Annotated in this window: 19 protein-coding genes; 10 read left to right on the top strand and 9 right to left on the bottom strand. The window is 72.5% G+C overall.

What is annotated here, in order from left to right:
* The first annotated feature begins 225 nt into the window (after positions 1 to 225).
* The 8 genes from ACIQH8_RS13245 to ACIQH8_RS13210 all read left to right on the top strand — a co-directional run bounded on the left by ACIQH8_RS13245 (position 226) and on the right by ACIQH8_RS13210 (position 5,784).
* Entirely contained in the window at positions 226 to 1,179 is a 954-nt protein-coding gene (locus ACIQH8_RS13245) for a hypothetical protein (protein WP_400999347.1), read from the top strand.
* 72 nt (positions 1,180 to 1,251) lie between these two features.
* On the top strand, positions 1,252 to 2,487 hold the full coding sequence (locus ACIQH8_RS13240; protein WP_400999345.1) for a CpaF family protein: 1,236 nt from the start codon (positions 1,252 to 1,254) through the stop codon (positions 2,485 to 2,487).
* Positions 2,484 to 3,371: a type II secretion system F family protein gene (locus ACIQH8_RS13235; RefSeq protein ID WP_400999343.1), complete on the top strand. Its 888-nt coding sequence runs from the start codon at positions 2,484 to 2,486 to the stop codon at positions 3,369 to 3,371. The genes ACIQH8_RS13240 and ACIQH8_RS13235 overlap by 4 nt, the downstream gene beginning before the upstream one ends.
* Entirely contained in the window at positions 3,359 to 4,306 is a 948-nt protein-coding gene (locus tag ACIQH8_RS13230) for a type II secretion system F family protein (RefSeq protein ID WP_400999341.1), read from the top strand. Before ACIQH8_RS13235 ends, ACIQH8_RS13230 begins: the two co-directional genes overlap by 13 nt.
* A 39-nt stretch (positions 4,307 to 4,345) precedes the next feature.
* Positions 4,346 to 4,513 (top strand): hypothetical protein, encoded by a 168-nt coding sequence (locus ACIQH8_RS13225; RefSeq protein WP_400999339.1) that lies wholly within the window; start codon positions 4,346 to 4,348, stop codon positions 4,511 to 4,513.
* Positions 4,444 to 4,896 carry a TadE/TadG family type IV pilus assembly protein gene (locus ACIQH8_RS13220; protein ID WP_400999835.1) on the top strand — a complete coding sequence of 151 codons (453 nt, stop codon included), beginning with the start codon at positions 4,444 to 4,446 and terminating at the stop codon, positions 4,894 to 4,896. Before ACIQH8_RS13225 ends, ACIQH8_RS13220 begins: the two co-directional genes overlap by 70 nt.
* The gene (locus ACIQH8_RS13215) at positions 4,871 to 5,338 is read left to right on the top strand and encodes a TadE family protein (RefSeq protein ID WP_400999337.1); all 468 of its coding nucleotides are present in this window, start codon (positions 4,871 to 4,873) and stop codon (positions 5,336 to 5,338) included. Before ACIQH8_RS13220 ends, ACIQH8_RS13215 begins: the two co-directional genes overlap by 26 nt.
* Positions 5,335 to 5,784 (top strand): pilus assembly protein TadG-related protein, encoded by a 450-nt coding sequence (locus ACIQH8_RS13210; RefSeq protein WP_400999335.1) that lies wholly within the window; start codon positions 5,335 to 5,337, stop codon positions 5,782 to 5,784. Before ACIQH8_RS13215 ends, ACIQH8_RS13210 begins: the two co-directional genes overlap by 4 nt.
* 45 nt (positions 5,785 to 5,829) lie before the next feature.
* On the opposite strand, the gene ACIQH8_RS13205 is transcribed toward ACIQH8_RS13210, so the two are convergent.
* The 9 genes from ACIQH8_RS13205 to ACIQH8_RS13165 all read right to left on the bottom strand — a co-directional run bounded on the left by ACIQH8_RS13205 (position 5,830) and on the right by ACIQH8_RS13165 (position 18,543).
* The gene (locus ACIQH8_RS13205) at positions 5,830 to 8,601 is read right to left on the bottom strand and encodes a hypothetical protein (protein ID WP_400999333.1); all 2,772 of its coding nucleotides are present in this window, start codon (positions 8,599 to 8,601) and stop codon (positions 5,830 to 5,832) included.
* Positions 8,602 to 8,728: 127 nt separating this feature from the next.
* Positions 8,729 to 9,067 (bottom strand): hypothetical protein, encoded by a 339-nt coding sequence (locus tag ACIQH8_RS13200; RefSeq protein WP_400999331.1) that lies wholly within the window; start codon positions 9,065 to 9,067, stop codon positions 8,729 to 8,731.
* Positions 9,064 to 10,434, bottom strand: a complete 1,371-nt coding sequence (locus ACIQH8_RS13195; RefSeq protein WP_400999329.1) for a peptidoglycan-binding protein — start codon at positions 10,432 to 10,434, stop codon at positions 9,064 to 9,066. The genes ACIQH8_RS13200 and ACIQH8_RS13195 overlap by 4 nt, the downstream gene beginning before the upstream one ends.
* A gap of 108 nt (positions 10,435 to 10,542) precedes the next feature.
* Positions 10,543 to 10,671: a hypothetical protein gene (locus tag ACIQH8_RS13190; RefSeq protein ID WP_400999327.1), complete on the bottom strand. Its 129-nt coding sequence runs from the start codon at positions 10,669 to 10,671 to the stop codon at positions 10,543 to 10,545.
* 262 nt (positions 10,672 to 10,933) lie between these two features.
* On the bottom strand, positions 10,934 to 14,035 hold the full coding sequence (locus ACIQH8_RS13185) for a M14 family zinc carboxypeptidase (RefSeq protein ID WP_400999325.1): 3,102 nt from the start codon (positions 14,033 to 14,035) through the stop codon (positions 10,934 to 10,936).
* A gap of 135 nt (positions 14,036 to 14,170) precedes the next feature.
* Positions 14,171 to 14,989: a TIGR01458 family HAD-type hydrolase gene (locus ACIQH8_RS13180; protein WP_400999323.1), complete on the bottom strand. Its 819-nt coding sequence runs from the start codon at positions 14,987 to 14,989 to the stop codon at positions 14,171 to 14,173.
* Positions 14,986 to 16,179 (bottom strand): FAD-dependent oxidoreductase, encoded by a 1,194-nt coding sequence (locus ACIQH8_RS13175; protein ID WP_400999321.1) that lies wholly within the window; start codon positions 16,177 to 16,179, stop codon positions 14,986 to 14,988. Before ACIQH8_RS13175 ends, ACIQH8_RS13180 begins: the two co-directional genes overlap by 4 nt.
* A gap of 104 nt (positions 16,180 to 16,283) precedes the next feature.
* Positions 16,284 to 17,609, bottom strand: coding sequence for an MFS transporter (locus tag ACIQH8_RS13170; protein ID WP_400999319.1), 1,326 nt, complete (start codon positions 17,607 to 17,609; stop codon positions 16,284 to 16,286).
* 10 nt (positions 17,610 to 17,619) lie between these two features.
* A complete protein-coding gene (locus ACIQH8_RS13165; protein ID WP_400999317.1) occupies positions 17,620 to 18,543 on the bottom strand; it encodes a hypothetical protein in 924 nt (307 codons plus the stop codon).
* Positions 18,544 to 18,669: 126 nt separating this feature from the next.
* On the opposite strand from ACIQH8_RS13165, the gene prfB reads away from it, so the two are divergent.
* Positions 18,670 to 19,776: a peptide chain release factor 2 gene (gene prfB, locus ACIQH8_RS13160; protein ID WP_400999315.1), complete on the top strand. Its 1,107-nt coding sequence runs from the start codon at positions 18,670 to 18,672 to the stop codon at positions 19,774 to 19,776.
* Between the two features lie 93 nt (positions 19,777 to 19,869).
* Complete coding sequence (locus tag ACIQH8_RS13155) at positions 19,870 to 20,400, top strand: flavodoxin domain-containing protein (protein ID WP_400999313.1); 531 nt, start codon at positions 19,870 to 19,872, stop codon at positions 20,398 to 20,400.
* Positions 20,401 to 20,439: the final 39 nt, after the last annotated feature.

Here is a 20,439-nt window from a genome sequence, read left to right as displayed (position 1 = left end):
GCGGCTCATCCTGCGAACTGCGCCCGACGGGGGCGGCCGGCCGGCCGGCTGGCGCGGGGGAGCGGCGGGCGGCGGCGGCGGGCGCCGGGCGGCGGGCGGCGGGCGGATCGAGTTCGCAGGATGACGCGGTGCAGACACTCGCACCGGCGGTCATGACGCGCCTCATCCTGCGAACTGCGCCGCCAGCGGCCGATGCCCCGCCCGCCGCCGCGCCATGATGGAGGCATGGCGACCGACCCGGTGGCGGAGGCGGCCGACGCGCTCTACGCGCTCGTGCCCGAGGAGTTCACGGCCGCGCGCAACGAACGCGTCGCCGACGCGCGCGCCGCAGGCGACACCGAGGCCGCGAAGGCGATCGGCGCACTGCGCCGCCCCTCGCCGTCGGCGTGGATCGTGAATCGACTCGCCCGCGACGAGCCCGACCGCGTGGGCGACCTCGTGGGCCTCGGCGGCGAGCTCGCCGACGCGCAGGCCGCAGGCGACGGCCGCGCGCTCGGCGCGCTGGTCGCGGAGCGGCGGGAGCTCATCGGCCACCTCGTCCGCCTGGCGTCGGGGCTCGCGGACGCCGCAGGCCGTTCGCCGTCGCGCGCCGTGCTCGACGAGGTCGAGCAGACCCTGGTCGCCGCGAGCGTCTCCGCCGACGCGGGTGCCGCGGTCGCGAGCGGTTGGCTCGTGCGGGCGATCCGCGCGGTCGGCGTCGAGGTCGACCTCGCGGGAGCGGTCGGCGGCGGCGAGCCCGGGCCGCCGCGCCGCCTCGGGAAGCGCCCGGCAGCCGAACGAGCCGACACGCGAGCACGACGGGGCGAGGGGCGAGCGGATGCCGCCTCCCGCGGCGCTGCGCGTCCGCCCGACGCCGACCGGGCCGCCGAGACGGCCCGCCGGGAACGCGAGCGTCTCGTCGAGGCCCGCCGGCAGGCGCGCGAGCGCGCCGACGACGACGAGCAGGCGCTCGCCGAGGCATCCGCTCGCTTCGACGCCGCGGAGCGTCGCTTCGACGACCTCGAGACCGAACGCGACGAGCTCGAGCGGCGTCTCTCGCAGGTGCGCGACGAGCTCCGTCCGGCCGAGCGCGAGCTGCGGATCGCGACCCGGGCCCGCGAGGCGGCGGCTGCCGAGGCGTCGCGGTCGGCGCGCGCTCGCGATGAGGCCGAGTCCGCGCTCGACGACGTCGACCGTTGAGCCGACCGGGCGCCGCGCCCCGGTGTGGATAACTGGGCGGGTGATCCGTTCCGCTTCTCCATGATGGGAGCCATGTCCGACCCCGTGCGCACCATCGCCGAGCGAGTGCGCGGGCGGGTGCTCCGCGACGGGGTCGACCTCGCGCGCGACGAGGCGGTCGCGGCGCGGTTCGCCGCCGAAGAGGTGCGCCGGTACTCCGAGCGGGCGCTCGCCGGGGCGCACGCGCCGCTCGGCGACGAGCAGGCCGCCGCCCGTGAGGTCGTGGCATCCATCACCGGGTACGGACCGCTGCAGCCGTTCTTCGACGACCCGACCGTCGAGGAGATCTGGATCAACTCGCCCACACGTGTGTTCGTGGCGCGCGGCGGCGTGGCCGAACTCACCACGGTCGTGCTCGCCGATCGCGAGGTACGCGATCTCGTCGAGCGTATGCTGCAGCACTCCGGCCGCCGGGTCGACCTGAGTTCGCCGTTCGTCGACGCGTCGCTGCCCGACGGATCGCGACTGCACGTCGCGATCCCCGACGTCACCCGTGCGCACTGGGCGGTGAACATCCGGAAGTTCCAGCAGCGCATCCGCTCGTTGCCGCAGCTCGTCGAGCTGGGCTCGATCTCCCGGCCGGCCGCCGAATTCCTGCGGATGGGCGTGCTCGCGGGGGCCAACGTGCTCGTCTCGGGCGCGACGCACACCGGCAAGACGACGATGCTCAACGCCCTGCTCGCGGCGACGCGCACGGGCGAGCGGGTCGTCACCGTCGAGGAGACGTTCGAGCTCGACCTCGACGTGCGCGACCTGGTCGCCATGCAGTGCCGCCAGCCGAACCTCGAGGGTTCGGGCGAGATCACGTTGCGCCGACTCGTCAAGGAGGCGCTGCGGATGCGCCCGGACCGGCTCGTCGTGGGCGAGGTGCGCGAGGCCGAGAGCCTCGACCTGTTGATCGCGCTGAACTCGGGGTTGCCGGGCATGTGCACCATTCATGCGAACTCGGCGCAGGATGCGCTCGCGAAGCTCTGCACCCTGCCGCTCCTCGCCGGCCGGAACATCGACTCGGGCTTCGTGGTGCCGACCGTGGCATCGTGCATCGACCTCGTGGTGCACCTCGCCATCGACCGCGACGGGCGGCGCCGTGTGAGCGAGATCGCCGCGACCACGGGCGAAGTGGTGGGTTTGCGCGTGGAGGCCGAGGCGCTCTTCCGGTTCGACCGGTCGACTGGTGCGCTCGACGCGACCGGCGCGCACCCGGCACGGCTCGAGAAGTTCGAGGCGGCGGGCCTCGACCCCGCGATCGTCCTGGGCGCGGCGGCGTGAGCCTCGTCCTCGGCGCGACGCTCGGTGCGGGCATCCTGCTCGTGCTGTCGCCATGGCTGTGGCCGGCGCGCGCTCGGGCGGCCCGGGGCGGCGGTCCCGGTGGTGCCGGTGCGCGACGCGGTCCACTCGAGGCGGTTCGCGACGAGTTCGCGCTCGCCGGCATCCCCGCTGCGCCGATCATGGCCGTCGCCGCAGTCGCGGTCGTCCTCGCCGCGGTCGCCGCAGCGGTCGCCCAGGCCGTGTTCGGCGTTCCGCTCCTCGCGCTGATCGCCGGGCTCCTCGCCGCTGCGGTGGTTCCCATCGTGATCAGGGCACGTGCGAACCGTCGCCGGGCGACGAACCGCGCGATCTGGCCCGACGTCGTCGACCACCTCGTCTCGAGCGTGCGTGCCGGGATGAACCTGCCCGACGCCATCGCCGCCCTCGCCGATCTCGGTCCGGCGGCGACGCGGAGCGCCTTTGCGGGCTTCGACGACGAGTTCCGCCGCACGGGCGACTTCGGGTCGGCGGTCGACACGCTGAAGGTCCGACTCGCCGATCCCGTCGCCGATCGCATCCTCGAGACCCTGCGGATGGCGCGAGAGGTCGGCGGCACCGACCTGACCGCGGTGCTGCGCGGGCTCGCGAGCTACCTCCGCGACGACGCCGCGCTCCGAGCCGAGGTCATCGCCCGGCAGGGCTGGATCCGCAACGCCGCACGCCTGGGCGTCGCCGCCCCCTGGCTCCTGCTCTGCGTCCTCGCGAGCCGCCCCGAGACGCTCGCCTCATACGACTCCCCTGCGGGGACCGCCCTCATCCTCTGCGGCGTCGTCGTCACGATCGTCGCGTACCGGATCATGCTCGGCCTCGGCCGCCTTCCCGAGGAGCGGCGATGGTTCAGTTGAGCGCGATCCCGATGCTCGCCGTCGCACTGGGTGCGGTCCTCGGCCTCGGACTCTGGCTCGTGGCGGCATCCGTTCCCCGCATCGGCCGTGCCCGGCTGGTCGACCGGGTGGCGCCCTACATCACGGACTTCTCCGCCGAGGCCCGCGCGATGCGCGCTCGACCGACCTCCGACCCGGGCTCGGTGATCGGGATGCTCGTCCTCCCAGCGGCGCGGCGGGCTCGCGGCATCCTGTCGTCGATCCTCGGCGGCAACGACGCCGTCGCGCGGCGACTCCGGCAGGCAGGGTCGGATGTCACGGTCGAGCGGTTCCGCGGACGCCAACTCGTCTGGGCTGCGGCCGGCTTCGCCCTCGGTGCACTGTTCGCGCTGTTCGCGCCCGCGATGGAGACGGCGCCGACGGTGCTCCGCTGGGCGGTGCCGCCGTTCGGCGCAGCAGTGGCCGCGGTCGCCGTCGACTGGATGCTGCAGCGAGCCGCGCGTCGCCGGCTCGCGCGCATCACGAGCGAACTGCCGACCGTCCTCGAGTTCCTCACCCTGAGCCTCACCGCGGGCGAGGGCATGCTCGACGCGCTCCGTCGCGTGTCGAGGACGGGTTCCGGCGAACTCGCTCGAGAGTTCTCGAGCGTCGTCGCGGCAGTCGGAACGGGTGTTCCGCTCGGGGTCGCGCTCGCCGACGTCCGCGACGGGCTCGAGCATCCGGCGCTCTCGCGCGCGATCGACCAGGTGCTCGGGGCCCTCGATCGCGGCACGCCGCTCGCCGAGGTGCTCCGAGCGCAGGCGGGCGACGCGCGCTCGGAAGCCAGGCGCACCATCATCGAGCTGGCCGGTCGCAAGGAGATCGCCATGCTCGTGCCGCTGATCTTCCTCATCCTGCCGGTGACCATCGCCTTCGCGCTGTTCCCCGGCTACCTCGTGCTCCAGGCGGGCTTCTGATGCACCGTCGACCCCCGTCATCCGATGAAAGGACTCCGCATGCCCCGCTGGATCGCCCGACGACTCGCCGACGATCGTGGCGACGTGCCCGGATGGGTGCTCATCACCCTCATGACCGCGGGGCTCGTCATCGTGATCTGGGGCCTCGCCGGCCCAGCGCTCTCCGGCGTCTTCGACCAGGCGATCGATCGCGTCGTCGGCTTCTGACCCGGCTCGTCGACGAACGCGGCTCCGCGGTCGCGGAGTTCTCGCTGGTGGGCGTGCTGCTCACGGCGCTGCTCCTCGCGGTCGTCCAGCTCGCCCTCGCCCTGCACGTCCGCAACACGGTCCTCGATGCGGCCGCCGAGGGCGCCCGATACGCGGCACTCGCGGGCTCCTCGCCCGCCGCGGGTGTCGAGCGCACCCGGCAGCTCATCGACGCAGCCGTCGCGGCCGAATTCGCCGCGGATGTCTCGGCGACGACCACGCATATCGGAGGCGTCCCGGCGATCGCCGTCACGGTCCGAGCCTCGCTCCCCGTCATCGGCCTGCTCGGCCCGGAACGCGCACTGGAGGTGACCGGGCATGCCGCGGTCGAGACGCTCGACTGAGGCACGCCGGAGCCGACTCGCCGACGAGGCGGGGTCGGCCTCGCTCGAGTTCCTCACGGTGGGCATGATCCTCCTCGTGCCGCTCGTCTACCTCGTGCTCGCGATGGCGACGATCCAGGCGGCGGCCCTCGGCGTCGAGGGTGCGGCACGGCAGGCAGCCCGAGTCGCGGTGCTGCGAGCGGATGGCGCGGAGCCCGCGGCAGCCGTCGAGCAAACCGTGCGCGTGGTGCTCGCCGACTACGGCATCGATGCGGACGCGGCATCCGTCGCCCTCGACTGCAGCGGGCCGTGCGAGACGGCCGGCCCCCGGGTGACCGTCGCGGTGGGCGCCTCGGTGGCGCTGCCCCTCGTGCCGCAGGTACTCGCCTCGAGCGGGATCGGGACGGTGCGGCTCGAGTCGCGCGCGACGCAGACGGTGTCGCGCTTCGCGGGTGCGTCGTGAACGAACGGGTGGCGCGAGCGATGCGCGACGACGAGTCCGGCTCGACGCTGCTGCTCACGATCTTCTACGGTGTGCTGGCGCTCGCGCTCATCCTCGTGGTGACCTCGGCGACGTCGCTCTACCTCGAACGTAAGCGGCTCTTCACCCTCGCCGACGGCGCGGCCCTCGCGGCCGCCGAGTCGTGGCGGCTCGACGAGGTCCGGATCGAGGGCGACGCACTCGTGTTCGGCCTCGACGAGGCATCCGCCGCCGGTGCTGTGGCCGACTACCTCGCCGGCTCGAGCCACTCGCTCCGGGGGCTCGAACTCGTCCGAGCCGGCTCGAGCGACGGTCGCAGTGCAACCGTGACGCTGCGCGCGGTCTGGCACGCACCGATCTCGACCGATCTCGTGCCGGTCACCGTGCCGATCGAGGTCACGGCCGAGGCGAGATCCGTCTTCCACTGACGGTGCGGTCGAGGCGCGAGTCGGCGGGCCCGCTCGACCGACGCGCTACGCCGGCGCGTCGCCCGCCGGGTCGCCGAGCGCCTCGACGAGGTCGTCGCGGGCGAGCAGGAACTGCTCGGTGCCGAGGTAGTCGCTGTGCGTCGCGATGCGCCAGAGATAGCTCGCCGGGGCGGACTCGGTGACACCGCGGTCGACCGGGTTGTCCGCCGCGGGGTAGCCGAAGACCGGGAAGCCGAGGTAGTCGGTCCGGCGCCAGAGGCTCCGCCATCGCGGCACGTCGCGATCGTGCGCGCCGAGGATGCCCGTGAGCGAGCGCGCCGGATCGTCTTTCGGAGCGGGCAGGCCGTCCCGGAACTCGGCGAGCACCTGCGAGCGCCACGGATCCGACCGCCACAGCGACGGTCCGCGTGTGCCGGGCACGCCGAGGTCGTCGGGGCCGAACACCGACGGGAAGAAGCGGCTGAAGTACGCCCGCAGCTGCGTGCCGTACGAGAGCAGGGCCGTGCGGTCCACGAGTTCCTCGCCCGCCATGATCCCGGCGGGCACGCGGTCGCCGCGCATCGCCATGAGTGTCGCCGCCGAGATCGTGGAACCCATGGAGTGCGCGGTGAGGATGACGCCGCGGCGACGCCGCGCCGACGGATCGCCGAGCCACGCGCGCGTGCGCGCGGCGAGCTCGGGCACGACGCGCTCGCCGAAGCAGGGCGGCGCGAACGGGTGGCCCGCGCGCGGGAAGAACGCCACGACGTCCCAGAACACCCCGAGCGGGCGCTCGCTGCTCGACGCGGCGTGCGTGACCACCGCCGCGACCGCGGCAACGGCCACCGCGACGAGCACCGCGGTCGAGCCGGCGCGGATGCCCGCGGGGGCGTTCTCGCCGAACCAGCTCACCGCGCCCGCCCGGAGCCCCTCGTACACGACCGCCGACGACAGGCTCAGGAAGCCGATCGCGGCGAAGACCGCGAGCCAGCCGAACAGGGGTTCGCCCCGATGCAGGAGGTGCGAGCTCCGACGCACCGTGAGGCGGCGGCGGTTCCGCGCCTCCGGGACGGCGTATCGCGGCGCGTAGGTCGTCGGGTCCGGCGTGACGAGCCCGCCCCGCTCCTCAGCAGACGCGCGCTCGTCGTCGCCGTCCGACGGCGTCGACCACGCCAGAGCGGGCAGGCTGAAGCGCACGAAGCGCACCATGTTCACCAGCAACGCCGCGACGATGAGGACGATCATCAGCACGGCGATCGCGGTGAGCACGACGGCGAACCGCTCGTACGCATCCGGCACGTCGAGCGACAGCTCGGGCTGCGGCTCGGGCGGCGTGCGCCAGATGTACGAGGTGTCCGCCGAGTCGGTCGAGGTGCCGAGCCATGAGGCGACGCCGAGCACGAGGAGGCTCGAGAGCGCCATCGACGCGAAGAGCGCGAGCAGCATCGCGACCGCGGCGCCCTGGCCGCGCCACGCCTGGAACCGGTGGTTCGCCGGCGTCGTCCACGCGTTCACCAGGTGGAGCAGCACGCACAGGGCGGCGCCGCCGACCCAGAGCCACCGCTCGTCGCCGTCACGGGCGTGGCTGCCGAGCAGCAGCGCCGCTCCGCCCACGAGGAGGATCGCGCTGATCACCCGCCGCGCCCACGATCGGTTCTTCCAGCCTGCTCCGGCGAGTGCGAGGAAGAGGGCGAGCACGATCAGGGCGATCGGGGTGCCGATCAGGCCGAGGAAGACCTTGCCGCCCCCGTCACCCTCGGTCGTCCGGAAGGCGAGCCAGGTCCACACCCCGTAGCCCGCGATCGATGCGACGAGGCACGTCATCGACGCCATCCGCTTCACCGTGGTGCGGCGGTCGGACGTGGTGTGCGAGGCGAGCGCGACGAGGACCACGATCACGACCAGCAGCGCCGCGGCACCGATCGCGAACCACGCCGCGACCGGGTTCCCGAAGCCGGCGGCGAGGCACTCGCCGGTGATCGACGACGACCCGTCGGTCCAGCAGTCGTCGACCGCGAGGTACGCCGAGTCGAGGGCGAGGAGGAAGAGCACGAGCGCGATCGCGCCCGACACGTGCAACCACTCGGAGGTCTGCCCGATGCGGGACTCGGTCCAGAAGCCGCGCGTCGCGAGGAGCGGACGGTTCCGCTCCTGCTCCAGCAGGTCCAGGCCCGTCCCGAACTGCTTCACCCGCTCCTCGTAGGCGACCCGGCCCCGGCGCGCGATCACGTAGAGCACGACCACGGTCGCGATGGGTGCCAGCCCGAAGAGGGCCGCCCGCCGGTCGCGCTCGAGGTCGACGAGGCCATCGAACACCGACGGGAGTGCGGCGCACACCTGCCCGTCGCGGAAGCACTGGATGCCGACGAGGTCGATCGCGACCGAGCAGAACGCGGCGACCGCGATGAGCGTGAGCAGGAGCCCGAACACGCGCACGGTCGCGGCGCCGAAGTCACCGTTCCACTTGGGGGTGCCGGCCGTCATGCCGGGCTGCGGGTCGATGCGCCGGGTCCAGTACCCGAGGTTGGCGAGCGCATAGGGGAGGAGGAGGAACCACCCCACGTGGACGAACGCCCGACCGATGGCGGCGAGCGCGCCCCCGCCGGTGCGGGCCTGCGCGCCCCACGAGAAGGCCTCGATCGAGCGGATGCCGCGTTCCGGGCGTTCCCCGCGCTTGCGCCAGAACGATCCGAGGTCGTCGCCGAACACCTTCTCGATCTTGTCGGGAGCGGTCTCGAGCATCTCGGCGGGCGGGGTGTTCTGCACGCCGTGGATCCGGATCTCGAGGATGTCCGGATCCGACCGGCCCGAGAACACGTTGAAGAGACTGCCGAACATGACCCCTCCCCCCAGAGGTGGTCGCCGGAGCGTCGACCTGAGCGAATGCTAGCGAGCGATGAATGCTCAGGCTGGCCCTCGAACGGGGCACTTGAGAACGGCTTCGCCAACTCGCCACGTGGGGTCGTCAGCGGAGGTCGAGCACGGCCGCGTCGCTCTGCACGTCGCCGATCCGCACGACGAACTCGTTCGGCCCGGCTCGCAGACCCGAAACGCGAAGGTCGCGTACCAGCTCCGCGGAGCGTCCGGGCGGAAGCTCCACCAGCTCGGGCTCGACTGAGCCGTTCATCGCGAGCCGCCAGCTCGGGTCGGGTTCGCCGTTGACGAGCAGTTCCGAGCCGAACACGCCGGGTGCGATCGGTTCCGCTCCGGAATTCGAGACCGTGAGCGTGACGCGCACCAGGCCGGCATCCGAGTCGGGCGCGGGGTCGACGCGGAGCGCGAGGTGCAGGTCCCCGGTGCTCATGTCACCGCACCCGCCCTGGTTCGGGTGATGCGGGCCCCCTCCTTGCTGACCGTGGTCGTGCCGAGGGAATCGACCGAGAAGATCTGCGCGGAGCGGAAGAAGAAGGTGCCCGCCGTGCCCGAGCCGAGAACCCGGAAGCGGTTCGGGATGGACCAGGTCCACCCGCCGCCGAAGAACGACGGGAACGGGAACACCCGGAAGAACGGCGGCGCCAGCGGGAAGCCGCTGCCGCAGTGGTCGTGCTTGAAGCGGTTGTCGGCGCGGAGCGTCACGAACGCCGGGTTCGGATGGTGGTTGAGGTCCATCGCCGAGCCCGCGCCGAATCGGAAGTAGCCGTGCACGCCGCTCGGCGGCCCCGGATCCTCGAGCCACTGCACCCGTGCGAAGCTGACGTCGCGGTGCCCGAAGTCGACCTCGGTCAGCATGTCGGCGCCGGCCTGACCGGCGGGGATCGGGTTCACGAGGTCGCGGGTCATGCTGAAGCGGTCGGGCGGGACGACCGTGAGCACGACCGTCGCCGGCGGACCGCTCGCGGGCGTCGCCGTGACCGTGACCGACCCGGTCTCCGGGGCCGTCCATCGGGTGCTCGGCCCGCTCGCGATCGTGAGCGTGCCCGCCGTGACCGTCCAGGTGACGGGTGCCGACGCGGCCAGGTCGACGAACTCGCCCGACCCGACGCTCCGGCGCGAGTTCGGCCCGCCGTCGGGCGCGGCCGCGACCGTGGTCGTCGTCAGGACCGGCGGAGGGGGAGGCGGTGGTGGGGGAGGCGGCGGCCCGCTCCCCGGGATCCGCCGATCGAACTCGCCCATCGTGATGGGGCCGACGATGCCGTCGTCGACGATGCCCGCCGAGCGCTGGAAGGCCTGCACGCGAGACTTCGTCTCGGGCCCGAACTTCGCGTCGACGCCGAACTTCGGCAGGCTGAGGCCGATATCGACCATCGCCTGCTGCAGCTTCGACACCGCCGGACCGCTCGAGCCGACGCGCACGAACCGCTCGTCGTCGAAGGCGGCTTCGAGCACCGTGTCACCGGCGAAGCGGGTGTTCGTCAGGTCGTGGCCGTCGCCGATCGTACGCTGCACGACGGTCCCGTCGGCCGAGGCGGCGGCGGGCGCGCCGACGGGCTGCGGCGGGAAGCTCGCCACGGGGTCGTCCTGCTGGCCGGGCGGCACCGTCCGGCCGGCAGTCGAGGCGATGGCGTACGTGACGGCCGCGTTCCCGGCCAGGCGCTGCAGGTGCAGCGCCGTCGACGGCGTGAGTCGCTGCGGTGCAGCCGCTGCGCGCGTGTGCGGCTTCACGGCGTGCGCGACCGCGTACGACGGATGCGACGGCGCGCGCTCCAGCGTCCTCACGGTGACCACCCCCATGGTCGGTCCGATTCCAGTGTCGCATCCGTCGAGCCCATCGGACTGCCCGATCGGGCACTCCCGGCCGAGCGCTGACGGGACGGCACGACCCGCCGACGCGACGGCGCGTCAGCTGCGGCCCATCGCCACGACGAGGACGACGATGACGAGCACGATCGGAACGCCGATCGCACCCACGAAGACCGCCCGTCGCAGCCGGTACATCGGGTCGTGGTCCCACATCGCGTTGGGCTGCATGCCCGTGCGGATGACGCGACGGTACCGCGACCCGCAGTCGACGCATTCCCAGATCGTTCCGACGCTGTGATCGCCCGCCGCGGGGAGTGAGCATCGGTGCGGATTCACGGGTGACGAAGGGTCGGCGGTCGGCATGCGCCTCACGATAGGGCTCGGCGGCTCGCCGTGGGGCGAGGTCGCACACCCTGTGGAAACGCCGGAGCGGCCGGCGACCCGAAGGTCGCCGGCCGCCCCGTCTCGGTGCCCCGAACGGGAGTGCGCGTCAGTCCAGCAGGTGGCTGAGCGCAGCCTCCATCCAGTCGGCCCGGGTCGCGGCATCCGTGATGCCCTCGAACCCGAAGCCCGCGTAGAGCGAGCCCGGCGTGGCCACGACCGCGGCCTCCGGGAACCCGCCCGCCGTGGTGCGGATGAAGTTGTTCGGGTTGGGCGAGCTGCCCTCGGGCGGGCCGGTGATCTCCCAGCCGCCGAGGTCGGCCTCGAACGAGGTCGTGCCCTCGCCCGTCGACACCTCGATGTCGTCGAAGAACACGCCCAGGCCCTGCGTCGCCCAGTCGCTGGCGTACGACAGCGCGATCTCGACCTGCCCGCCGGCGTAGGCGCCGAGGTCGACCTCCCACTGCTGCCACCCGCCCGAGTTGCCGGATGCGGCGTTCCACACGCCGCTCGACCCGGTCGGCTCGCAGGTGCCCGGCGTCTGGTAGTGGTCGACCTGCGGATGCAGCTCGTTCCAGCCGGAGAGACAGCTGTCGCCCGTGTCCTGCGACGTGTGCCCGTTGAGGTCGGGCAGCGTCGTCCAGTCGTCCTGGCCCGGGGTATGCGCCTCGACGAACGTGAAGTCCCAGTGGGCTTCGGTGTCGTACGACGTCCAGAACGACAGCGTGGCGCCGCCGGCCGGCACGTCGATCGTGCGCATCACCTGCTTGTACGAGACGTCGCCCAGCTGCGAGTACAGGTAGTAGTCACCCGTGTGCGGCTCGAACGGCCCGCCCGCGCGATCCCAGCGGGCCGAGACCCAGCTCTCGAACTGCGGGTAGTCCGACACCGGCAGCACGCCGCTCGTCGTGATGAACGAGTTCGTGTGGAACTGGTTCTGCGCGCTGTCGCCGCCGTTGAAGCCCCAGGCGAGGCCCTCGAGCGGGACATCCACGCCGAGCGCGTCGAGCACGTCGCCCTGCTCGTCGAGGCCCGCCGAATCGACCGCCACGTAGGCGCCGAGCCAGTACTGCAGCACGTCGTTCGTGCCGTCGCCGGAACCGCCGAGCGGCCTGCAGCGATCGACCACGAGCGCTCCGCCGACGACGCACTGGTCGTTCGCCGAGGTCGGGTCGTAGTACTGGCCGCCGACGTTCGGCGTGTACTGGCTGCCCGCCCAGTCGCCCGTGTAGAGCACCTGGCCGCCCTCGTTCATGAAGTCGCGCACGTTCAGCAACTCGTCCATCGCCAGGCGCGAACCGTTGCCACCGGTCCGGCCGGCGTCCCGCGTCACGATGTCGTCGCCCGTGTACCAGACGACCGCCTCGTAGTGCGAGAGCACGCCGAGTGCGTCCGCAGCGACACGGCCGCGGGCGTCGACGTCGTAGACGTCGTAGCTCGTGCCGTTATCGTCGAGCGCGTCGGTGTAGTACGACAGGTAGTTCGGCCCACCGGCTTGTCCGGGTGAGGCGCCGGTGTAGTCCTCCGCCGCGAGCACCAGCACGTCGGCATCCGACTCGGAGACCGCCTCGTAGGTGAACGAGTCGCTCACCTCGCCGCCGCCCTCGAACCAGACCTCGACCGAGTCACCGGGGTCGGTGCCGGTCACCATGCCGCTCATCACGTGGTAATAGACATCGGTGTCGCCGCCGTAGCGGTCGCCGCCGTCCCACTCCGCCGTCGATGCGCTCTGCGCGTCGCCGCCGTTGATCGACCACTTCACGGTGACGTCGCCGAGGCTGCGCTTCGCGAGGACGCGCACCTCCTGCGGGTCGCCGTAGGAGTAGTCGAACGTGAAGTTCGACTGCGGCAGCCCGACCTTGTAGTCGTCGTCGCTCTGCAGGTAGAACGGCTCCGTCTCGAGGCCGAGGTGCGACACCGGGTTCGCCGGGTCGGCCGCCGACTTCGCGACATCGGTCGAGAACGGCAGGATCCGCTCGAACTCGGCCTGCACGAGCGCCTCGTCATCGGGGAAGACGAAGCCGCCCCCGCTGCCGCCGTCGCTCAACTCGGGCGTCCAGGCGAGCGTGCCGTGCGCGGAGTGCGCGAAGTCCGTCGTCTCGCCGTTCGTCACGTAGAGGACGTCGGAGGACAGGCCCGGCTCGAAGCCCTCGATCGACGGGCTGTCGAGGTTTCCCGACAGCGCGTAGTAGATCGGGTCGTCGGCGCTCGGAGTGGCGATCTGCCAGCCCTCCGGGTACAGCAGCCACTCGCCGAAGGAGTGCCAGTTCACCTGGAACTCGGGCTGGGCGCGATCGAAGAGCGCCATCATCGCCTGCGTCTCCGGCTCCGATGCGGGCGACGGGCCGCGGTAGGTCTCGCTCGCGGTCTGCGACGACGATCCCTCCTCGTCGTAGCCGAAGTGCTCCTCGTAGTTGCGGTTCGGGTCGACGCCGTCGCCGCGGTTGACCTCGCCGTTGCCGTCGTTGTCGCGCAGGTTCTTCCGCCACAACCGCTCGGCATCGAACGTGTACTGGTAGCCGTCGGGGTTCGCCACGACGAGGAACCAGAGCTCCGTGGTCTTCAGGAGGTCCTTGACCTCCTTGTTGTTCGAGCGCCACCCGTCGACGTACCAGTTCAGCAGCCGCCGGTTGGTCTCGGTCGAGATCCACTCGCGCGCGTGCTGCGTCGAGCTGTAGAGCACCGCCGGGCGGGAGCCGTCCTTCTGGCCCTTCGCGCCCTGCGTGAGCTTCAGCGCGATGATCTCGCGGCCCTGGTAGGTGTGCCCCAGCACGACCAGCTTGACCAGCTGCGGGTTGTCCTTCGCGAGCTGGTACATCTGGTCGCGGATGCCGCCGGGCTCGTCGTACGACCGCCAGACGTCGTAGCCCGAGGCCGCCTGCTCCTCCGCCATCTGCTTCGCGGACTTGCCGTTCTTGCCCTTCGTCAGCTTCACGTCGATGCCGCGCTCGGAGAGCCCCTTCACCTCGTCCTCGGAGAGGATGAGCTGCATCTCGACGCCCTTCCCGGACGCCTTGCTCGCGGCGATGTCGAGCCCGGCATTCGCGAGCTCAGCGGCCTCCTCGGCGCTCACCTCGGCCGTGTACATGTCGAGCGAGCCGACGTCGTCCTCCGCGGCGTTCGCGCCGATGGGACTCAGCATCGCCGCGGCGAGGGCCGCGGCGGCGGTTCCGAGGGCGATCCGGGTTCGGGTGGAACGGTTTCCAGTCATGACGACCCCTCCGGTCCGGCTTCCGGCCAGAGGGGATTGGTGACGACGACGTTGTGCGTACCAAGCTCGCCACGCTTCTGGCGCCTGCGGACCCTACGGGCCACCTTGGCCGCGCGCGTCTCGCGCTGTCAAGGATCAGGCCGAGGATTCGTCGATTCCGCCGTCGGGCGGTCGATTCCGCCACCATCCGGGCAGTTCCGCGACGGAATCGAGCACCGCATCGGGTTCGATCGCACCTTCGAGATCGGCCGGGTCGAACTTCCCGGTCCGCACCAGCACGCCGGTCAGTCCCGCGCCCTGCGCCCCCTCGACGTCGGCCCTGATGTCGTCGCCGACCATGACGGCCTCGTCCGGGGCCTCGGCGAGCGAGTCGACGGCGGCCCGGTAGAACGCGGCCGCCGGCTTGCCGAGGACGACGGCCTCGCGCCCTGACGCGTATTCGAGGCCGCGCACGAACGCGCCGACATCGAGTCGCAGTCCGTCCTCGGCGCGCCAGTAGCGCGTGAGGCCGAGGGCCACGAGCGGGATGCCGGGATCCTCGGCCAGCAGCCGGAACGCCCGATTCATCGTGGCGAAGTCCCAACCGCTGCCGAGGTCGCCGACCACGACGGCATCCGCGAGTCCGGAGGGCTTCGCGCCGCCCACGCCGAGCTCGGCGAACTCCTCGGCCGTCGCCTCCGGCACGAACAGCGCAGGATGGCGGCATCCCTCCGCCTCGAGCCAGGCCGCCGCCGCGACGACCGGCGTGAGCACCTCGCCCACCTCGACCTCGATGCCCATCCGCCGGAGCTTCGCGACGATCTCGCGCCGCGGGCGCGAGGTCGTGTTCGTCACGAACCGATGGGGGATGCCGCGCTCGACGAGCCACGCGACCGTCTCGGCGCCGCCCGGCACGGGCTCGTCGCCGACGTAGAACACCCCGTCGAGGTCGAGCAGCACGCTGCGGACGCTCATATCCCGGTACCGCCCTTCAACCCCGTGCCGCCCGCGATCGAACGCATGACGAGCGAGTCGACGACCGGCAGCGACGACGCGCGCAGCGCCCACCGCCGCAGCAGCAGGCGGAACCGGTCGGGCGGCAGGAACGTGTTCGCGGCCCGGCGACCGGCGGCCTGCTTCTCCTCGACGACCGGACGCCACCGTCGCTCGTACTCGCCGAGGGCGGCCTCGAGCGCAGCGGCGTCGCGGCACGGCCCGACCAGTCCGGTGAGCAGCTCGGCACCCGCGATCGCCATCGACGCGCCCTGCCCGGCGAGGAGCGAGACGGCCTGGCATCCGTCGCCCGCGAGCACGGTCGAGCCGCGGTGCCACTGCGGCAGAACCACCTGCGCGACCAGGTCGTCGTACGGGTGCGGTGGGCAGCGCTCGAGCAACCGGTCGATCGGATGCCACAGCCCGCCGAACACGCGGCGCAGACGCGTCGGAGCGTCCTCGCGCGGATCGGTGCCGGGATGCGCCTCCTCGCGGTACGCGAGGAACGCCGCGACCCGGCCGTCCCGCAGGCCGTAGATGCCGGCCTGCCGGTCGACCGTGTCGGTGAGCACGAACCGGCCGTCGAATTCGGCGTGCAGGTCGGGCGCGCCGTCGATCACGTACGCCGCGGCCCGGAGCCCGAGCGGCCGGACGAACCGCGACTCGTCGCCGAACAGCGCCGCGCGGACGGCCGAGTGGATGCCGTCGGCGCCGATCACCAGGTCGGCGCCGGCGAGGCGCCTGCCGAGCTCGCTGCCGGCGTCCGCCGCCTCGACCGGGCGGTACGGCACACCGTAGTGCACGCGCACCGAGCCCTCGGGTGCGTCGCCGAGTGCCTCGAGGAGCACCAGTTCGAGGTCCGGACGCATCAGGCTGAGCAGCCGTCCGTCGACGGCCCTCGCGAACTTCTCGTAGTCGATGCTCGCCGTCCGCTTCCCCGATCGTGCGTCGACGTACTCGACGGCGCCGATCCGGTAGGCGACCTCGCGCAGCCTCGGCAGGAGGCCCATCCGCTCGGCGGCGTCGAACCCGAGGCCGAAGAAGTCCATCATGTAGCCGTCGGCGCGCGGGCCGTCGGCGCGTTCGAGCACGTCGACCTCCCAACCCGCGAGCGCCAGCTGCCGCGCGCTCGCGAGTCCCGCCATCCCGGCCCCGACGACTGCTGCCCGCACCCTGCCTCCGCTCCGGCGATGGCGCGCACCGCCCGCCGCCGACGCTACTCCGGTCGTGCGGGCGACCCCGGGTCATCCGGCCCGCGGCGCGAACCGATCACGGCTCAGGTGTCGGCGGCGGGGGTCCAGGCCGCGTCGGGCTCCGGCGGTTCGGGCGACGGATGCCGCGGCGCACGCGGCACGTACCGCGGGATCCAGCGCCACAGCATTCCCGCGCCGAGCACGCCGAGTACGCCCATCGCCGCCGCGGCGGCCATGAGGGAGAGCGCCGAGGTGATCGCCGAGATCGCGAGCGGCGCCGCGGCGCCGCCGGCGTCGGCGATGGTGCGGAACGCGCCGAGGAACGGCGCCGGGTTCGACGCGGGCGCGAGGTCGGCGCCGAGGGTCAGGATCACCCCCGACGAGAGCCCGTTCGCGACGCCGAGCAGCATCGTGGCGGCGATGAACCAGGCGACCGCGCCGGGAACGTCGTGCGTGACCGCGAGCACGAGGTGGCCGATCGCGAGGCCGACGAGCCCCGGGATCGCACTCCAGAGCCGGCCGTGGCGATCCATGACGTGCCCGCTCACGTAGAACAGCGCGAAGTCGATCGTCGCCGCGATGCCGATGACGAGCGCGGCGGCATCCGGTGGGACGCCCAGCGACACCGCCCACAGGGGCACGATCACGGTGCGACTCGCGCGCAGCGCGGCGAGGAGCCCGACGCCCGTGCCGATCCGGCCGAGCACCCCGCGATACGTGACGATCGCGTGACGGATGCCGCCCGCGGCATCCGCTCGGCCCTGCCCGACGGTCGCGACGTCGCCGCCGTTCTCGGCGGATGCCGCGCGGACCCGCACCGCGGCACCGAAGACGCGCTCGGGGTCGGGGAGGACGAGGAGCACCGCGACGACCGCGGCGCACGACACGACGAGGACCCAGAACACGGCCGTCGCCGAACCCGTCCACGCGATGATCGCCGCCGCCGTGAAGGGGCCGATCGCCCAGCCGCCGCGGAACACCCCCGCGAGCGTGGACAGGGCGCGGGCGCGGACGCGCGCCGGCACGTAGCTCGTCAGGAACGCGTGCCGGGCGAGCCCGAACACGGCCGTCGCGAGTCCGAGCAGGAAGACGCCCACCGCGAGCGCCCACGTCGTCGGCACGAGCAGCGCGAGGAGCGTGCCCGCGGCGGCGAGCACCGACGCCCCGATCATCGCGGCGCGTTCGCCGATGCGGGCCACGAGCCATCCGGCCGGCAGGTCACCCACGAGGCCGCCGACCATGAGCATCGCCGCGATGAGTCCGGCGAGCGCGAGCGAGGCGCCGCGGTCGACCGCGACGACCGGGATGACCGGGATCAGCGCGCCCTCGCCGAGCGAGAACAGCAGCGTCGGGAGGTAGGCGGGGAGGACGATCGACCGCCACGAGAACGGGGGCGCGGTGTCGGTCATCCTGTCGATGCTATGCCCGGCCGCCCTCCGCCCAGCGCAGCACCCGGAGCGCCCGCAGCGTGTTCCAGCGGCTCGGCCGACCGTCGCCGTCCTCCATCTCGAAGTGGCGGAGCGCCGGGTGGGTGTTCTGCAGGGGCCAGCGCCCGTCGGCGCGGCGGCGCCGGTGCACGAGGTCGATCGCCTCGTCGCAGCGCGGGTCGGGCGGCGCACCGGTCGAGCGGAGGTGGTCGAGCGCGCGCAGCACGTCGTAGTGCCACTGGGGCGGGAAGGAGAATCGGGTCCAGGGGGTCCTGATCACCTCGCCCGTCGTGAGCGAGCGGAACAGCCGGCGCTCCAGCAGGTGTTCCTCGCCACGGACGCGGGCGGCCGCGACGATCGGATCGGGTCCGGACGACCGCTCGACCTCGAGCAGGGCCTCGAGCGCGAGGATGGTGGTGTTGAACGACGCCTTCTGCGACCGCCGCGGGGCCTGGCAGTTCCAGCCGCCGTCGTCGAGCTGCTCGCCGAGCAGCCACTCCAGCAGGCGGTCGACGTGGTCGCCCCTCTCGTGGAAGTACGCGCCGAGCACGAGCACCATGCTGTTGACGCACGTCTCGCGCTCGCCCGCGAAGAACGGCAGCCCGCCGCGTCCTTCCCAGGTCACGCCGTCGCGGACGCGGGCGATCGCGGCGACCGCCTCTGGGGAGTCGGGGTCGAGGCCGAGCAGTCGGAGGAGCAGCAACGTGTACGTCGTCGAGATCCACTTCGGGGAGTAGGTGCCGCCGCCCCACTGCCCGTCGTCGGCCTGCAGCGCGAGCAGGCCCGCGCCCCAGCCCTCGCGGGCGACCCGGGCGCGCTCGGCCGCGACGGCATCGGCCGGGGCATCCGTCAGGTCTCGCATGACCTGCCACCGGATCGACGGGTCGCCGTCGAGCAGCCATTCCGTGACGTCCACCGCACGTACCCCGCTTCCCGTGCCCCTCGCGAACGGGTCGAGTCTGCCGCAGGCCGCGCGCGACCGGAAGGCCGGGCTCGACGCGCGCAGGCCGCTCACGGTCCGGGCCACTAGGCTGGACGGGCCATGTTGGATCTTGACCTCACGCAGGAGATCTCCGCCCTGCGAACCACCTTCAGCGACATCCGCGCCGTCGTCGACGTCGACGCCCTCCGGGCCGACATCGCCCGGCTCTCCGAGGAGGCCGGCGCGCCCTCCCTCTGGGACGACCCCGCGAACGCGCAGAAGGTCACGAGCGCGCTCAGTCACCGCCAGTCCGAGCTCAAGCGCGTGACCGACGTCGAGCGCCGCATCGACGATCTCGAGGTGCTCGTCGAGCTCGCGAACGAGATGGAGGACGAGGACTCCGCCGTCGAAGCCCGCAAGGAACTGGCCGCCCTCGAGGAGACGGTCAGCCAGCTCGAGGTGCAGACCCTCCTCGACGGCGAGTACGACGCGCGCGGCGCGGTCGTCACCATCCGCTCGGGGGCCGGCGGCGACGACGCCACCGACTTCGCCGAGATGCTCATGCGCATGTACCTGCGCTGGGCCGAGCGTCACAAGTACCCGGTCAAGGTCATGGACACCTCCTACGCCGAGGGGGCGGGGATCAAGTCGGCGACCTTCGAGATCGACGTGCCGTACGCCTACGGCACGCTGTCGGTCGAGGCCGGCACGCACCGCCTCGCCCGCATCAGCCCGTTCGGCTCCGCCGACAAGCGCCAGACGAGCTTCGCCGCGGTCGAGGTCATCCCCGTCATGGAGGAGGCGCAGGAGGTCGACATCCCCGAGAACGACATCCGCGTCGACGTGTTCCGCTCGTCCGGACCCGGCGGTCAGTCGGTCAACACGACCGACTCGGCCGTGCGCCTCACGCACATCCCGACCGGCATCGTCGTCTCGATGCAGAACGAGAAGTCGCAGATCCAGAACCGCGCGGCCGCCATGCGGGTCCTCCAGACCCGACTGCTGCTGCTGAAGCGCGAGGAGGAGGCGGCGAAGAAGAAGGAGCTCGCGGGCACCATCACCGCGAGCTGGGGCGACCAGATGCGCTCCTACTTCCTCTACGGCCAGCAGCTCGTGAAGGACCTCCGCACCGGCTACGAGGTCGGCAACCCGGCGACCGTGTTCGACGGCGACCTCGACGGGCTCATCGCGGCCGGCATCAGGTGGCGCAAGCAGAAGGACGACTGATCCGCCGGGACCTTCGGCACCAGCGGCACTGAACCACGCGGCCTAGCCTCCCCGGTGTGGGACTGCGCACGTCCCGCGAGGGGAGTGAGGATCATGCGCGTGCTGGTCGCGTACTCGAGCAAGTACGGTTCGACGCGGGGCATCGCCGACCGGATCGCCGATCGCCTGCGCGACGCAGGGCACGAGGTCGATATCGAGCACTGCGACGACGTCGAGTACCCGGAGGGGTTCGACGCGTTCGTCATCGGCAGCGCCGCCTACGTCGGCAAATGGCGCAAGGAGGCGCGGAAGTTCGTGCGGCGCAACCACGAACTGCTGGCCAAGCGCCCGGTCTGGCTCTTCTCGAGCGGACCGCTCGGCACCGAGCGGGTCGACAAGGACGGCAACGACATGCTCGTCGAGGCCAGGCCGAAGGAGTTCGAGGAGTTCGCCGACCTCATCCACCCGCGTGGCGACATGGTCTTCTACGGGGCGCTGCACAAGGACGAGCTCCGCGGCCCCGACCGGATGGTGAGCTGGATGCCCGACAACGGACTGCTGCCCGACGGCGACTTCCGCGACTGGGACGCGATCGACGACTGGGCGAACGCGGTCGCGGCCGAACTCGCGGAGCAGCCCGCCTGACGGGAGTCCCGCCGCACGGGAGGACGGCGCCCCGCGCGG

Origin of the sequence: Agromyces sp. GXQ0307, from assembly GCF_044769845.1 — a bacterium.
GTDB lineage: Bacteria > Actinomycetota > Actinomycetes > Actinomycetales > Microbacteriaceae > Agromyces.
Note: the sequence above shows the minus strand (reverse complement) of the source record. Positions and strands in the feature narration are given on the sequence as shown.